We start from the raw sequence: 14,077 nt of genomic DNA, 5'->3' as shown, positions 1-14,077 counted from the left end.
GGATCTGAGACAAGGATCTAGGAGAGACACATGCCCGCCAAATCCCTGCGTGACCTGGTCGACTTCGCCCGGCGCCACTCGCCCTTCTACGCCGAGGCGTACCGCGACGTGCCCGACGGCGCCTCCGACCTCACCCAGCTGCCGATCATCGACCAGACGGCCTTCTGGGCCGCGAACGTCTACCCGGACAACCGGCTGCTGACCGGACCGCTGACCGACGCCGGCGTGTACACCTCCGGCGGCACCACCGGCGCGCCGAAGTTCTCCCCGTGGACCCGCACGGAGCACGCCGACTCGGTGACCGCGTTCGGCGCGGGCATGGTCCGGGCGGGTCTGAAGCCGGGGCACCGGGTGGCGAACCTGTTCTCGGCCGGCGAGATGTACGGCGGCTTCCTCTACATCGAGCACTCGCTGCACAACGCCCCGGTGGAGAACGTCCGGCTGCCCATCGCCTGCCACGCCTCAGACGACTCCGTCGCCGACCTGATCGCGTACTTCGGCGTCGACGTGCTGGCGGGCCCGCCGATGAAGCTCGCCACCGTGGCCGACGCGGTGACCGCCCGTGGGCAGGTGGCCGACACGGTGGAGCTGCTGCTGTTCGCCGGCGACTTCCTCTTCGACGACCTGCGTCCCCAGCTGGCCAAGGCGTTTCCCGGGGCCAAGATCGCCTCGCTCGGATACGCCTCCGTGGACGCCGGGTTGGTTGGCGGCCCGTTGCCGGGCGACGACGTGCGCGTGCACGAGGCCTTCGCCAACCGCACCCTGGTGGAGCTGATCGACGACTCGACCGGCGAGCCGATCACCGTGCCCGGCGTACCCGGCCGGGTGATCGTCACCAATCTGTTCAGGACGCTGATGCCGATCATCCGCTATCCGGCCGGCGACATGGCGGAGTGGACGGACACGGACTGCCGCGCATTCCGGCTGCTCGGCAGGTCGGCCGAAGGCGCCAGGGTGGAGACGGTGTCGATGTCGACGGAGGCCATCCGCGCGGTCCTCATCGCGGCCGACCCGGACCGGGCCATGTCGGGGATGCAGATGGTGCAGCGCCGCTGGAACGGCAAGGACGGGCTGACGCTGCGGCTGGCCTGCACCGAGGAGCCGCCGCCCGAGCTGACGCAGCGGCTCATCGACGCGGTGTACGCGGCCAGGCCGCTGTACCCCCAGACGGTGGAGGAAGGGGGCGTCCATCCGCTGACGGTCGAATGGGTACGGCCTTCGGAGCTGGCGCTGCATCCACGTACGGGGAAGGTCCTCCAGGTCGTGGACGAACGCTCTTGACATGGAGATTCATCCATCATAGATGTCGAATGCGGTAGCAATCTCCATGGTCAGGCGCATAGCCCGGCTGCTTGGCTGTCGGCATGCGAGTCAGCGTGCCCGCCGGCGAAGGGCGGGCGGTAAAGGTCAGTACCGGTCAGCGCGTGCGCGTCACCGATCTTGACGGAGGTCAGGTCGGTGACGTGTTCGCGTTCGCCGCGGACGACGTGAGCGAGCACCTCAGCGCGTCGCACACGCGGACCGCCATCAGCCGCCTGTTCCCGCTGGTCGGCGAGCAGTTCGTCACCGACCGGCGCAGGCCCATCCTCACCCTGGTGGCGGACACCTCGCCGGGCCGGCATGACATGCTCATCGCGGCCTGCGACCCGGCGCGCTATCGCGCTCTGGGCGTGCCCGGGTTCCATGCCTCCTGCGCGGACAACCTGGGCGAGAGCCTGTCCCGGCTCGGCCTGGCCCGTCCGGGCATCCCGCAGCCCGTCAACGTGTTCATGCGGATTCCCGTGGCGGACGACGGCCGGCTGAGCTGGCTGAGCTCGGTCAGCCGCCCCGGTGACGCGATCACGTTCGAGGCGGCGATGGACTGCGTGTTCGTGCTCTCGGCGTGCCCGCAGGACCTGGTCGGGATCAACGGGCACCGGCCGACGCCGCTGGCGATCGACCTGATCACACAAGAAGAGAGCGAACGATGAACGACGTCCAGCACCCCGCCCTACGGCCGGAACGTGTCGGCGAGCTCAGCCTCGCCAACCGGCTGGCGGTCTCGCCCATGACCAGGGTGTCCGCCGCCGCCGATGGCACGCCGACAGCCGAGATGGCCGACTACTACCGGGCGTACGCCCAGGGTGGCTTCTCCCTCGTCGTGACCGAGGGAACCTACACCGACACCTGGCACAGCCAGGGGTACACCAACCAGCCGGGCATCGTCACCGACGGCCACGAGGCCGCCTGGCGGGAGATCGTCGGGCAGGTGCACGACGCGGGAGCGTCGATGATCCTCCAGCTCATGCACGCGGGCGCGCTGTCGCAGGGCAACCGCTACCGCGAGGAGACGGTGGCGCCGTCGGCCGTCCCGCCACGCGGGGAGAAGATGCCCGAGTACGGCGGGCACGGCTCATGGCCGACACCCCGCGCGATGAGCCAGGAGCACATCGACCGCGCGGTGGCCGGTTTCGTGGCCTCGGCCGTCCGCGCCCGGCGGGCGGGCTTCGACGGGGTCGAGGTGCACGGCGCCAACGGCTATCTGGTGGACCAGTTCCTGACCGACTACACCAATGAGCGCGACGATCGCTACGGCGGCACGGTCGCCCGTCGGGTACGGCTGGCGGCCGACATCGTCTCCGCCATCCGCGCGGAGCTCGGCCCGGACTTCTGCGTGGGGATCCGGCTGTCACAGGGCAAGGTCAACGACTTCACGCACCGATGGGCAGGCGGCTCCAGGGACGCGGAGACCATCTTCGCCGCGCTCGCCGAGGCGGGCGCGAGCTACCTGCACATCGCCAGCGAAGGACGGGACTGGGTGGAGACGGCGACCCTGGAGGGAGGGATGACGATCACCGGCCTCGCCCGGAAGGTGACAGGACTGCCCGTGCTGGCCAACGGCGGCATGCACGACCTCGACCAGGCGGCCATGCTGCTGGAGGACGGCCACGCGGACGTGCTGACCCTGGGCCGGGGCGCGCTCGCCAACCCCGACTTCCCGCGGCGCTTGGCTCAGGGGCTGCCCATGGCGGCCTTCGACCATCAGATGCTCCAGCCGATGGCGACGCTGAGCAACGCCCGCCGGTGGCGGCAGACGCTTTAAGGTCAGTCCAGCGCGACGAGCTCAGTCCAGCGAGACGAGCTCAGTCCATCGCGTCGATGGTCAGCGCCAGGAACAGATCCACCCGATCCTCGGTGCGTCCCACGTCCCTGCCGGTGAGCTCGGTGATCTTGGCCAGCCGGTTGCGGAGCGTGTTGACATGGACGTGCAACGCTCCGGCCGTCGCCGCCCACTGCCCATCGTGATCGAGGTAGGTCCGCAGCGTCAGCTCGAGCTCACCGCCGCGCCGCGCGTCATGGTCCTTCATCGGCCCGAGGAGCTCGCCGGAGAACTGGTGCAAGGTCTCCACGTCGAGCGATCCGAGGAGCAGCCGGTGCGTACCCAAGTCGGCGAAGGCCCGTACGGACGGCCCCGTGCGGGTCCGCCGCAGCACGCGGCAGGTCTCCCTGGACTGCAGCAGCCCGGGTCGCAGCTCGGCCGAGTGGGCGGCGAGTCCGCCCAGGCCCGCGACCGGGCGGCGGCCGGGGAAACGCCGTTCGACGTCGCGTACCAGGCGCTGGGCGAGCAGCGGCAGCTCACGCTCGGGATGGCGCCAGGGCAGTACGGCGACGACGTCCTGCGTGCCATCGGCCACGACGACCGGCACTCCCTCGGCCGCGAAGAACTCCCCGATCACCTCGGCGAGCCCGTGCATGGTCGCGGTCTCGCCGAGCGCGAACGCCACGGCGCAGACGGCCAGCGGACCGCCCGGATCCACGCCGAAGGCGCGCAGCCGGCCAGGGACCTCGGCGGAGCGCCGGCCGCCGGACAGGATCATCTCCAGGAGCTCGCTGGCGAAGCGCATCTCGATCGCCTGGACCGCCTGCTGTTTCGCGACCTCCAGGCTGAGGAAGCGGGCCGTCTGCTCCAGCGCCGCCCGCTCGTCCGCCGCGAGCCGGCGCAAGGGGCGCAGACAGATGAGAGCCGCGTCGGTGTCGCCGACGGCGCCCACCGGGAACAGCGCCGCGCGTCCCGCGCCCCCCAGATCCACCTCCAGAGCCGGAGGTCTCTTGGCCAATCCCATGGCCACGGCGTGCAGCTGGTCCGCGTCGAGATCGGCGCCGGCCATCGCGAGCGACCGCGCCATCCTGTCGACCACCGCGAGCGGCAGGTCGTGGTCGCGCCGCAGGACGTCGAGCACGCCGGAGGCGCCCGCTCCCCGGGAGATCGCCGTGGCCAGGGCGTCTCCCCGGCGCACCATGCCGACCAGCGACTGCTTGCGCTCGTCGGTCAGCATGTCGGCCACGGCCTGCGAAACCGCCGTGAACGGCACCGCGATGGAGATCTCCAGCAGCGGCAGCTCCCCTTCGCGGCAGGCCTCGACGAGCTCCAGGGGAGTGGCGGGCGTCTCGGCACGCAGGCCGAACACAATGCCGCCGGCCTTGGCCTTCATGACGTTGCGCACGAAGTGCTCCGGCGGCACCTGGTCGATCCACAGGCCGTTCGTCAGTACGAGCTCGCCTTCGCGTACGTAGTGCGAAGGGTCGGGCAGCTCGGTGTTGTGCACCCAGGCGACCGGCTCGTCCAGCGCGCCCGGCCGGCCCGGCACCAGCACCCGCAGTTCGAGTGAGGCGCGATCCACCAGGGCTTGAAGCGTGAACACGGTGTAACTATAGACAGCCGACAGCTGATTCTATGGAGCTTCCTCCGATGGGGGTCAGGCCCCTTCCACCGCGTACGTGACCAGCGACGTGAGCACTTCCTTGACCGACTCGCGCTCGCGTACGTCGCACAGCACCACCGGAGTGGTCTCGGCCAGGCCGAGCGCCCGCCGTACCTTGGCCGGGTCGTAGCGCTTGGCCCCGTCGAAGCAGTTCACGGCGACCAGGAACGGGATGCCGCGCTGCTCGAAGTAGTCCACCGCCGGGAAGCAGTCCTGCAGGCGGCGGGTGTCGGTGAGCACGACGGCGCCGAGCGCGCCGACCGACAGCTCATCCCACATGAACCAGAACCGGTCCTGCCCGGGGGTGCCGAACAGGTACAGCCACAAGCCGTCGCGGATGGTGATGCGGCCGAAGTCCAGCGCCACAGTGGTGGTGATCTTGGAGTCCACGCCGGAGGTGTCGTCCACCCCGATGCCCCGCTCGCTCAGGAGCTCCTCGGTGTGCAGCGGCCGGATCTCGCTGATGGTGCCGACCATGGTGGTCTTGCCGACGCCGAAGCCGCCCGCGATGAGGATCTTGATGGCCAAGGCCGAGGCGACCGCGGTCGCCCCCGGCTCAGAGGCTGCGTAGCCCATGCAGCACTTCCCTGTAGATGCGTTCGTCGATCGTCTGCGCCGCGGGGCGCGGGCGCTCGATGGTGACAAGACCCTCGCGTCGCAGGTCGCCCAGGATCACCCGCGTGATGTTGAGCGGCAGCTTGAGGTGGGCCGCGACATCCGCCACCGGTGTGGGCCTGCGGCACACCGACAGCACGGTGCGATGCTCCGGGATCAGGTCCGCGATCTCGTAGGAACCGCCGACCGTGGTGACGATGGCCACCAGGTCGAACGTCTCGCCACGCGGTCGCGCCCTGCCTCCGGTCAGCCCGAAGAGCCGGATCAGCGGCCCGGGATCCTCCCCGGTCACGGTCTGGCGCCGTTCCAGGCGGGTGCCGGTGCCGCTCCCCTCGGCTGAGAGGAGAGGTGCTCCCCGACGCGCTTGACCATGAGCGCCATCTCGTAGGTGACCATGCCCAGTTCGGCGTCACCCGAGGCGAGCACGGCCAGCCGGGCGCCCTGGCCCGCCGCGGTGACGAACAGGAAGCCACCCTCCAACTCGATGATGGTCTGTCGTACGCCACCCAGGCCGAAGTGCCGTCCCGCGCCCATGGCGAGGCTGTGGCTGCCGGCGGAGATGGCGGACAGGTGCTCGGAGTCCTCCCGCGTCAGCTCCCGGGACCCGCCCATGGCCAGCCCGTCGGCGGACAGCACGATGGCGTGCCGGATGCCGGGGACCCGCTGGGTGAGGTCGTCGAGGAGCCAGCTCAGTTCACTTCTGGCGTCAGGCATCGGGTTGGTCGTCCTTTCGATTCCACACGTCGCGTTCCTGCTCAGTCTGGCCGCGACCCTGCTGCCAGCCACGTTGCATGGACGACATGATCTGTGCAAGCTCCTCCGGCGAGCGCACCGAGACCGCGCTGCGGTCCGTGCGCCGCGCGGTGCGCAGCTGAGGAGCCATGTTGGCTTGAGGTACGCGCATGGGCAGCCCGTCGAGGTCCTCATCGGCCTCCTGGGCGGGCACCGTGCGGCTCCACTCTACGGATGGGCCGGGGGAGCCGCCCCCTCGCCTGGAAATCGGTCCGGTACTCGGCTCGGCGACGGCCTCACTCCCCGGCCCGGTCGCCGGTCCGTTCCCCAGCCCGTTCCCCAGCCCATTGTTCCCTAGCCCCTCGCTAGCCGGGCCGGGTGCCGGCCTCGGCACGGGGCCGGCCTCGAACCAGGTCGCGCGCTCGGGCTCCGGAGCGGGGGCGGGCGCGTCCGGCGGGCCGTCCGGGTCTGCCGAGACCCCGTGGCCGCCGGGGTTCCCGGGGACCTCTCGGCCGTTCACGGCCTCGGCTCCGCGGGGGGAGAAGGCGTCCGAGGCGGAGAAGGCATCTGAGGCCGAGAAGGCATCTGAGGCGACGGGGGAGAAGGGCTCCGGAGAGAACGGCTCCGGGGACAGGGACACCACGCGGGGCCGGGCCTCGGCGGGCGCGGTGCCGATCGCGCGCATGGGCCTGGGCGCGCGACCGCCGTGGCCCACCGGGTGCGCCGCGGCGACGGCCAGGGCCTCGGCGTTGGCGAGCAGGGCCGTGGGGAGCAGCAGGATCGCGGTGGTCCCGTCGTACGGCGAGCGGCGCAGCATGATCTTGATATTGTGCCGGGCCGCGAGCCTGGACACCACGAACAGGCCGAGCCGGTCGCTGTCGGCCAGGTCGAACTCCGGCGGGTTGACCAGGCGGGCGTTGAGCTCGTCGAGGGTGTCCTGGTTCATCCCCAGGCCCCGGTCCTCCACCTCCAGGGCGAAGCCGTTGGCCGCCGTCATGCTGCGGACGTGCACGGTCGTGTCGGGCGGGGAGAAGACGGCGGCGTTCTCCACCAGCTCGGCGATCAGGTGGATCACGTCGGTGACCGCGGCGCCGACCAGCAGCGGGGAGTCCGGCATCGGCGCGACGGTGACGCGGGTGTAGTCCTCGACCTCCAGCACCGCCGCGCGTACGACGTCGAACAGCGGCACGGGGTCGCGCCAGCGGCGGGCGGGGGCGGAGTCGGACAGGATGATGAGGTTTTCCGCGTGCCGCCGCATGCGGGTGGTCAGGTGGTCGAGCTTGAAGAGGTCTTCCAGGACCTCCGGATCGTCGACCCGGCGCTCCATGGTGTCGAGCAGCGCGAGCTGGCGATGCAGCAGCGCCTGGTTGCGCCAGGCCAGGTTGAGGAAGACCTGGGCGACGCCCTTGCGCAGCGTCGCCTGGCCGACCGCGGCCTCGACCGCGGTGCGGCGTACGGCGGAGAACGCGTTCACCACGCGATCGACCTCGGCGGTGTGGGCCGGGTCGAGGCCGGGCGCCTCTGTGGCCGGGTCGACGTCGTCGCCGCGGCGCAGCCGCTCGACCAGCCGGGGCAGTCGTTGTTCGGCGAGTTCGACCGCGGACGCCTGAAGCCGTCTGAGCTCACTAATCAGCGACTGGCCGAACCGGTACGACAGCGCCACCGACGCGACCACCGCGGCCAGGCCCAGGATCAGGACCAGCCAGATCCGCCAGTACGCCCCGGTCTTCTGATCCTCGGCCTCCACCGAGGTGCGGCCCAGCTCGGCGTGCGTGTCGAGGTTGATGGCGCTGAGGAGGGTCTCGGCGTCGGCCTTCCACTCGTCGGGGTCCACCGGCGGCGATCCGTTGGTGTCCCAGTTGAACAGCCGGTCTTCCACCGTCAGCAGCCGCTTGTACGGGGCACTGGCGACCAGCTTGTCGTAGTTCTCCCGCAGTTCGGGGGCCGCGTCACGTTCGGCGTTGGCGAAGACGAGCCGGCGGCTGGTCATGGCGGCGACGAACGAGGCACGGTCCGTGGGGGTCATCTTGCGGCGCACGATCGTGCTGGTGAGCACGGCGTGCTCCTGGCCCAGGTATTCCGCCGTGGAGCTGTAGGCCGCCATGCCGCGCACCGCGCGGTAGGACGAGAGGCTGCTCAACGCGTCGTAGTCGGTGAATTGCCGGTTGGCGATGCTGATCAGGTTGCTGTACGCATCGATGATCTTCAGCGGCGGAGACAGCGCGCCCTCGTCCGCGCGCTCGCGCAGCGACTGGAGGCCGTCGAGCGCCCGTACCAGCTCCCGCACCTCGGCCGGGGTGTCGTCCTCCGACCCTTCGCCACCGGTGCCGATGGATCCGATGGCCTCGCGCAGCCGCGCGACCTTGCCATCGGTGATCGGCCGCTGCTCGGCCAGCAGCGCGTACGTGCCGGTGCCGCGCGGCGCCGCCGCCGAAAGCTGCCGCTCCTGCTGCAGCTCGATGATCAGCTCCAGGACCGGCGACCCGATGGCGTCCCACCGGTCCTGCCTCTGGGAGACCGCGGCGATCTCATCCACACTGGAGTAGGCGATGAACCCCCATAAGGCGATCATCGAGACCAGCGGAAGCAGCAGGATCCTCAGCAGTTTGGTGCGGATCGGCGGAGGCGAGCTCATCCATCGTGTCCAATTCCGCGCGTAGTGGTGCGCCGCTAGGCAGTCGTGAACTGGTAGCGGCCCCCCAGGATGCCCGCCACGACTGATACGCCTGTGGTGCGTCCACTATGCCGATGGGGCAGATGTACTTCAAGCTCCAGATGTGAAGATTCGTGCACAATGGTGTGTTGACTCTTTGTCAGTGCACGGTTCGTGATCGTGACGGTTTGCAGCTGACGCACAGTGACGAGCGTAGATACCGCCGCGGCCCGGATCGCCGACTGGCTCGGGGATTTGGGGTAAAAGCCTTCCATCCACCGGGAGAGCGCTATCCGAGAGATCGGACCAGAGCTATGTTTCAGGCGCCTGATTCCCTCCGGCCCGTCCGAAGGAGTTGCGTACATGCCTGAAACCCTCGTTCCGACGCCGAAAAGGAGAACGAGCCGTCGCGTCGTCGCGCTGCTGACCGCCGTCGTCGCCCTTCTCTTAGGACTCCCCGCGACCCCCGCCCTCGCCGGCGCGGCCCGCCCGGTGGTGCGGGCGGAGACCGGTCTGCTCAAGGGCGCCGTGGCTGATCGCGTGGAGCGGTTCCTGGCCGTACCGTACGCGCAGCCACCGGTCGGCGACCTGCGCTGGAGCGCACCCCGCCCGGCCCGCGCGTGGACGGGCGTCCGCGACGCCGCCGCATGGGGCAACCGCTGTCCCGCCGCGGCCAGCACCAATGGACCGCGCTCCGAGACCGAGGACTGCCTGTACCTCAACGTGTTCCGGCCCGCCGGCACCAAGGCCGGGCAGCGGCTGCCCGTGCTGTTCTGGATCCACGGCGGCGGCCTGGTCAACGGCTCCGGCAACCAGCACGACGGCAGCCTGATCGCCCGGCTCGAGAACGTCGTGGTGGTGAGCATCAACTACCGCCTGGGCGTGTTCGGCTTCCTGGCCCACCCGGCGCTCACCCGCGAGGCCGGCCAGTCCGGCAACTACGGCTTCCTCGACCAGCAGGCGGCGCTGCGCTGGGTACAGCGCAACATCGGCGCCTTCGGCGGCGACCCCCGGCAGGTCACCATCGACGGCGAGTCGGCCGGCGGGTTCTCCGTCTGCGGCCACCTCACCGCCCCCGGATCGAGCGGCCTGTTCAACCGCGCGATCATCCAGAGCGGCGCCTGCGTCAGCCAGCCGGTCAGCCAGGGAGAGCAGTCCGGCACCTCCATCGCCGGCCAGCTCGGCTGCGCCGACGACGCGACCGCCGTCGCCTGCCTTCGCGCGTTGTCCCCGGCGCGGCTCGTCGACGGGCCGCAGTTCAGCTCGTTCGTGGCCGGCGGCCCGGTGTTTCCGGAGGCTCCCGTTGACGCCGTCCGTGCGGGTCACTTCCAGCGCGTCCCTCTGATCGTGGGCTCCACCCGCGACGAGGGCCGTACGTTCGCGCAGGGCAATCTGGACTGGACCCAAACGCAGTACGAGAACTTCGTCCGGTCCTTGTACGGCGCCAACGCCGACGCCATCCTGCGCCGGTATCCCTGGCCGGCGACGCCCGACCGGTTCACCGGCGCGTACCTGGCGGCGGCGATCTTCACCGACTCGGGGTTCATCGCCGGGCTGGGCGGCTGCCCGACGCTCAAGTTCATCAAGGACCTGTCCGCCTACACCCGCGTGTTCGCCTATCGGTTCGACCACCGTACGGGGCCGGGCCTCACCCCCGAGCCGGTCGGCTACGAGTGGGGCGCGGGGCACGCCGCCGAGCTGGCCTACCTGTGGCCGAGTTTCGACAACGGCACACCGATCGCACCCACCTTCGACGCGGCCGAGCGCCGGCTGGCGGCGGACATGGTGCACTACTGGGGCTCGTTCACCCGGCTCGCCCGGCCGCAGGCGCCGTACGCGTCGCCGTGGCCGGACTACAACCGCACCTCGCGCGTCATGTCACTGCGCGCGGGCGGACGGTCGGTGATGGTCCCGGCCACCGAGATGGCCACCGAACACAACTGCGACCTGTGGGACGCGCTCTGACCATTTGCCCGGCGGACCAGAGCGAGGACAGCACGACGAAAGAGCCGCGACAACCACGCTGATCATCCGATCCTGAGGGCCGCCCCGGTCGTACGGGCGGCCCTTAGCGAGGTTCCGCGGTAATTAGCCGAGCAGGGAGCGGACATACTCACCGATCGGCTGGGTCGGCCGGCCGATGAGCTCGCTCAGCGTGCCGGGAGTGTCGGCGAGCCAGCCACGGGAGATGTTGACGTCCACGTCGGCCAGGAGCGCCGCGAACGGAGCCGGAACGCCGGCGCCGGCCAGGACACCCGCGAAGTCGTCCTTCGGCAGGTTCTGGTAGGCGACCTCCTTGCCGGTGACCTTGGAGATCTCGGCGGCCAGGTCGGCGAGCGTCCAGGCGGTGTCGCCGCCCAGCTCGTAGACCTTGCCGTCGTGACCCTCTCCGGCCAGCACGGCGGCCGTGGCGGCGGCGTAGTCCGCACGCGAGGCGGAGGCGATCCGGCCGTCGCCGGCGGCCCCGTAGACCGCGCCGAGCTGGGGAGCGCCCGCGATCGACTGCTCGTAGTTCTCGTGGTACCAGTTGTTGCGCAAGATCGTGTACGTCACGCCGGACGCCTTGATGTAGTCCTCGGTCGCCTTGTGGTCGGCGGCGAGGCCGGCCTCGGTGGTGTCGGCCTTGGGCGCGCTGGTGTAGGTGAGCGTGGCGCCGGCCGCCTTGGCCGCGTCGACGACCGCCGAGTGCTGCTGGAGCCGGTTGCCCTCGGTGCCGGAGATGAGCAGCACCTTGCCGGCGCCCTCGAACGCGCTCTTGAGCGTCTCGGGCCGGTCATAGGAGGCTTCGCGGACCTCGACGCCGAGATCCGCGGCCTTCTCCGGGGTACGCGCCGCCGCGACGATCTGCCCGGCGGGAACCCGCTTCTTGAGCTCCTCGACCACCAGTCGGCCGAGGTGTCCGCTGGCTCCGGTTACCACGATCATGATTACTCCCTATCAGTACGAACTATCGGTTAGTACTTTCTATCAGAAAGCACTGTAAGGTAGCACGCATGGAGGAGTTCGAGAATCTGGTGGCCGACGTCTTCTCGCGCAAGTGCACCTCTCGCTCGGTGCTGGAGACGATCACCGGCCGCTGGGCGATCCTGGCGCTGGTGGCCCTCTACGAGGGGCCCTACCGCTTCAACGCGCTGCGCCGCCGCGTCGACGGGGTGAGCGAGAAGATGCTGTCCCAGACCCTCCAGACCCTGGAACGCGATGGCATGGTGCTGCGGGTGGCCGAGCACACGATTCCGCCCCGGGTCGAATACAGCCTCACCTCGCTGGGTCGCGAGGCCGCCGAGCGGCTGATCCCCCTCATCACCTGGCTGGAGGACCGCATGCCCGACGTCGTGACCGCCCGCGAGGGCTACCAGGGTCGTTAGGGCGCGCCGATACATCAGCTGGCCGTCCGCGCTGGTACGTCCGCGCCATCCGCGCTGGTACGTCAGTCGGCCGTGCCGTCCGCGCTGGTACGTCAGTCGGCCGTCAGTTCGCCGTACGTGCCTCCGGCAGCAAGGCGAAGCCCTGCCCGAAGTCGCGGTTGATCGGCAACGTGACCACCACGAACTCCTTCCTGGCCACCTCGACGCCCTGGATCTTGCAGGCGATGGCGGCCGTGCAGTCGCCCCCGGTCAGCCCCATCAGCCGCCCGCCGCGGACCCTGGCCTGCACCATCGTGAGATGCAGGATGAGGTCCACGCCGAAGGTCAGCCGGCCGACCGGCCGGCCGTTGACCTGTACCTCGACATAGGGCTCGTGGTGGGAGACCACCTCGTGCTCGGCCAGCGGCACGACCTTTCCCATACCTGGGTTGTCCAAGGTGCTGCGGGCCGCGGCGCGCAGGCTGCGGTACTTCGCCCAGCCGCCCAGCAGCACCGACCCCACGTCGATGCCGCCGAGCAGGTCGGCGCCCGCCTCCGCGGCCCGGCGCGCCAGCTCGCCGGGCGGCGTCTGGACCTGCCGGTCGATCTCGTCGAGCACCCGGCGGGCGTCCACGGCCCGCGCGAGCTCCTGGGCCGCCTGTCTCGGGTCGGCGTAGAGCAGCAGGTCGGCGGTGCTGGGGTGGGCGATTAAGGTAACGGTCACCGTACGATCTCCCTGATCTCCTGCCGGCCCGGGTCGTGGTGGCAGACGAAGTCGAGGTTGAGCGAGGGCGCGAACTCACGGATCTGCAAGCTCGGCGAGAGGTCGGCGTACGGGACGCAGACCACGGAGGGCGTCGTGGAGCTCTGCCGGCCACGACGGGCGCGGCGCAGCGCCCAGATCACTACGCCCACCGCCACGAGCGCGCCCACCAGCAAGCCGGGCAGCGGCGTGCTCGACGAGTCGGTTTCCCGCGAGTCGATGTCGCTGACCCGCGGTGACTCATCGGTCCCGGTGGGGGTGACGTCCGGGCTCGGGCTCGCGGGGTCGGTCGGCGTGGGTCCCGCTGTCAGCGTGACGGTGACGGAGCTGCCGCGGTCGACGATGGTGCCGGCGGCCGGATCCTGCTCGCTCACGCGGCCCGAGTCCCCGCTGCCGACGACGAGCGTGAGCCCCAGGCCCTGGAGTTGCCGCCGCGCCACGTTCGCGCTGAGCCCGTTCAGGTCGGGGACCTCGACGCGGTCATCAGGTGTCGGGGACGTCGGCGCGGGGGGACGCAGGGTCAGCGTCACGGTGCTGCCGTTGGGCACCTGCGTGCCGGCGGCGGGATCCTGGGCGTCCACCACGCCCGTCCCGTCTCCCTCGGTCACCGACGGGACGAGCCCCTTGTCGCGGATCTTCTTCTCCGCCGTGTCCCGCTGGTCGCCCACGACGTCCGGGACCTCCACAGTCGGCGCCTGAAGGTCGATGGTGACGGTGGAGCCGCAGTTCGCGAGCTCCTCGCTGGTGGGGGTCTGGTCGGTGACCGTCCAGTCGCCCGCCGCGTCGGAAGGCGTGGACTGCGCGCCGAAGCCGCCCTGGGCCAGCGCGGCGACCGCGCTGTCCCGGGTCATCCCCATGACGTTCGGCACCGGCCCCGAGCGGGTGCCGTCATGCGTCACGCTGTTCCATTCGGACAAGGTCGGGCAGGACGGCTCGGCCGTCGGCGCCGCCTCCGTCACCTCGGTCGTCGGCTCCGCCGCCCCCGCCGCTTCCGCGGCCTCCGCCGCTGCCGCCCTCACCGTCCCGGCCGTCGTCGGCCCCGCTGCCCCGGCTGTAGCCGGGCTCAGCCCGATCACGCATGCGGCCATCAGCACCATCACGCTCGCGGCAAGTACGTAGGCCACCAGGCCGTACCGGCGCATCGCCACCTCCCCGGCTCAGGGCTTGACGCTAGGCGCGCAGCCCGGCCGGGTCATGAGTAGGCCTCTACTCAACTTGCGTGGCGGCT

At 70.6% G+C, this 14,077-nt stretch carries 13 protein-coding genes; 5 read left to right on the top strand and 8 right to left on the bottom strand.

Features of this window, described 5'->3' with window-relative positions; genetic code table 11:
- Positions 1–30 precede the first annotated feature (30 nt).
- The 3 genes from ACIBO2_RS10990 to ACIBO2_RS10980 all read left to right on the top strand — a co-directional run bounded on the left by ACIBO2_RS10990 (position 31) and on the right by ACIBO2_RS10980 (position 3,082).
- The gene (locus ACIBO2_RS10990) at positions 31–1,281 is read left to right on the top strand and encodes a hypothetical protein (RefSeq protein ID WP_358544316.1); all 1,251 of its coding nucleotides are present in this window, start codon (positions 31–33) and stop codon (positions 1,279–1,281) included.
- An 83-nt stretch (positions 1,282–1,364) separates the two neighbouring features.
- Positions 1,365–1,970 (top strand): urea carboxylase-associated family protein, encoded by a 606-nt coding sequence (locus ACIBO2_RS10985; RefSeq protein WP_358544314.1) that lies wholly within the window; start codon positions 1,365–1,367, stop codon positions 1,968–1,970.
- Complete coding sequence (locus tag ACIBO2_RS10980; protein WP_358544313.1) at positions 1,967–3,082, top strand: NADH:flavin oxidoreductase; 1,116 nt, start codon at positions 1,967–1,969, stop codon at positions 3,080–3,082. Before ACIBO2_RS10985 ends, ACIBO2_RS10980 begins: the two co-directional genes overlap by 4 nt.
- 40 nt (positions 3,083–3,122) lie before the next feature.
- On the opposite strand, the gene ACIBO2_RS10975 is transcribed toward ACIBO2_RS10980, so the two are convergent.
- Genes ACIBO2_RS10975 through ACIBO2_RS10955 form a run of 5 tightly spaced genes read right to left on the bottom strand, consistent with a single transcriptional unit; the run spans position 3,123 to position 8,724 of the window.
- Complete coding sequence (locus ACIBO2_RS10975; RefSeq protein WP_358544311.1) at positions 3,123–4,682, bottom strand: PucR family transcriptional regulator ligand-binding domain-containing protein; 1,560 nt, start codon at positions 4,680–4,682, stop codon at positions 3,123–3,125.
- A gap of 54 nt (positions 4,683–4,736) precedes the next feature.
- The gene (locus ACIBO2_RS10970; RefSeq protein ID WP_358544309.1) at positions 4,737–5,318 is read right to left on the bottom strand and encodes an ATP/GTP-binding protein; all 582 of its coding nucleotides are present in this window, start codon (positions 5,316–5,318) and stop codon (positions 4,737–4,739) included.
- A complete protein-coding gene (locus ACIBO2_RS10965) occupies positions 5,299–5,649 on the bottom strand; it encodes a DUF742 domain-containing protein (protein WP_358544308.1) in 351 nt (116 codons plus the stop codon). The genes ACIBO2_RS10970 and ACIBO2_RS10965 overlap by 20 nt, the downstream gene beginning before the upstream one ends.
- Positions 5,646–6,071, bottom strand: a complete 426-nt coding sequence (locus ACIBO2_RS10960) for a roadblock/LC7 domain-containing protein (RefSeq protein WP_357641159.1) — start codon at positions 6,069–6,071, stop codon at positions 5,646–5,648. Before ACIBO2_RS10960 ends, ACIBO2_RS10965 begins: the two co-directional genes overlap by 4 nt.
- A complete protein-coding gene (locus ACIBO2_RS10955; protein ID WP_397296526.1) occupies positions 6,064–8,724 on the bottom strand; it encodes a nitrate- and nitrite sensing domain-containing protein in 2,661 nt (886 codons plus the stop codon). Before ACIBO2_RS10955 ends, ACIBO2_RS10960 begins: the two co-directional genes overlap by 8 nt.
- Before the next feature lie 381 nt (positions 8,725–9,105).
- Here ACIBO2_RS10955 and ACIBO2_RS10950 point away from each other — a divergent pair, with 381 nt between their 5' ends.
- Positions 9,106–10,707, top strand: a complete 1,602-nt coding sequence (locus ACIBO2_RS10950) for a carboxylesterase family protein (protein ID WP_358544305.1) — start codon at positions 9,106–9,108, stop codon at positions 10,705–10,707.
- 123 nt (positions 10,708–10,830) lie between these two features.
- Here ACIBO2_RS10950 and ACIBO2_RS10945 read toward each other — a convergent pair whose 3' ends face one another.
- A complete protein-coding gene (locus ACIBO2_RS10945) occupies positions 10,831–11,667 on the bottom strand; it encodes an SDR family oxidoreductase (RefSeq protein ID WP_358544303.1) in 837 nt (278 codons plus the stop codon).
- Between the two features lie 68 nt (positions 11,668–11,735).
- Here ACIBO2_RS10945 and ACIBO2_RS10940 point away from each other — a divergent pair, with 68 nt between their 5' ends.
- Complete coding sequence (locus ACIBO2_RS10940) at positions 11,736–12,107, top strand: helix-turn-helix domain-containing protein (protein ID WP_357952302.1); 372 nt, start codon at positions 11,736–11,738, stop codon at positions 12,105–12,107.
- A 103-nt stretch (positions 12,108–12,210) separates the two neighbouring features.
- Here the strand turns inward: ACIBO2_RS10940 and ACIBO2_RS10935 are convergent, their stop codons facing one another.
- Positions 12,211–12,810: a hypothetical protein gene (locus tag ACIBO2_RS10935; RefSeq protein ID WP_358544302.1), complete on the bottom strand. Its 600-nt coding sequence runs from the start codon at positions 12,808–12,810 to the stop codon at positions 12,211–12,213.
- Positions 12,807–13,991: a PASTA domain-containing protein gene (locus ACIBO2_RS10930; protein ID WP_358544300.1), complete on the bottom strand. Its 1,185-nt coding sequence runs from the start codon at positions 13,989–13,991 to the stop codon at positions 12,807–12,809. The genes ACIBO2_RS10935 and ACIBO2_RS10930 overlap by 4 nt, the downstream gene beginning before the upstream one ends.
- Positions 13,992–14,077 lie beyond the last annotated feature (86 nt).

It is taken from the genome of Nonomuraea sp. NPDC050022, from assembly GCF_044460705.1.
Lineage (GTDB): Bacteria > Actinomycetota > Actinomycetes > Streptosporangiales > Streptosporangiaceae > Nonomuraea.
The sequence above is the reverse complement of the archived record's forward strand: the minus strand, read 5'-3'. Positions and strand labels throughout refer to the sequence as shown.

Bases quoted from the DNA above. Each gene is read 5' to 3' on its own strand.
- ACIBO2_RS10990 (WP_358544316.1), top strand. From the start codon at position 31: ATGCCCGCCAAATCCCTGCGTGACCTGGTCGACTTCGCCCGGCGCCAC.
- ACIBO2_RS10930 (WP_358544300.1), bottom strand. From the start codon at position 13,991: ATGCGCCGGTACGGCCTGGTGGCCTACGTACTTGCCGCGAGCGTGATG.
- ACIBO2_RS10985 (WP_358544314.1), top strand. From the start codon at position 1,365: ATGCGAGTCAGCGTGCCCGCCGGCGAAGGGCGGGCGGTAAAGGTCAGT.
- ACIBO2_RS10970 (WP_358544309.1), bottom strand. From the start codon at position 5,318: ATGGGCTACGCAGCCTCTGAGCCGGGGGCGACCGCGGTCGCCTCGGCC.
- ACIBO2_RS10960 (WP_357641159.1), bottom strand. From the start codon at position 6,071: ATGCCTGACGCCAGAAGTGAACTGAGCTGGCTCCTCGACGACCTCACC.
- ACIBO2_RS10980 (WP_358544313.1), top strand. From the start codon at position 1,967: ATGAACGACGTCCAGCACCCCGCCCTACGGCCGGAACGTGTCGGCGAG.
- ACIBO2_RS10945 (WP_358544303.1), bottom strand. From the start codon at position 11,667: ATGATCGTGGTAACCGGAGCCAGCGGACACCTCGGCCGACTGGTGGTC.
- ACIBO2_RS10955 (WP_397296526.1), bottom strand. From the start codon at position 8,724: ATGAGCTCGCCTCCGCCGATCCGCACCAAACTGCTGAGGATCCTGCTG.
- ACIBO2_RS10940 (WP_357952302.1), top strand. From the start codon at position 11,736: ATGGAGGAGTTCGAGAATCTGGTGGCCGACGTCTTCTCGCGCAAGTGC.
- ACIBO2_RS10950 (WP_358544305.1), top strand. From the start codon at position 9,106: ATGCCTGAAACCCTCGTTCCGACGCCGAAAAGGAGAACGAGCCGTCGC.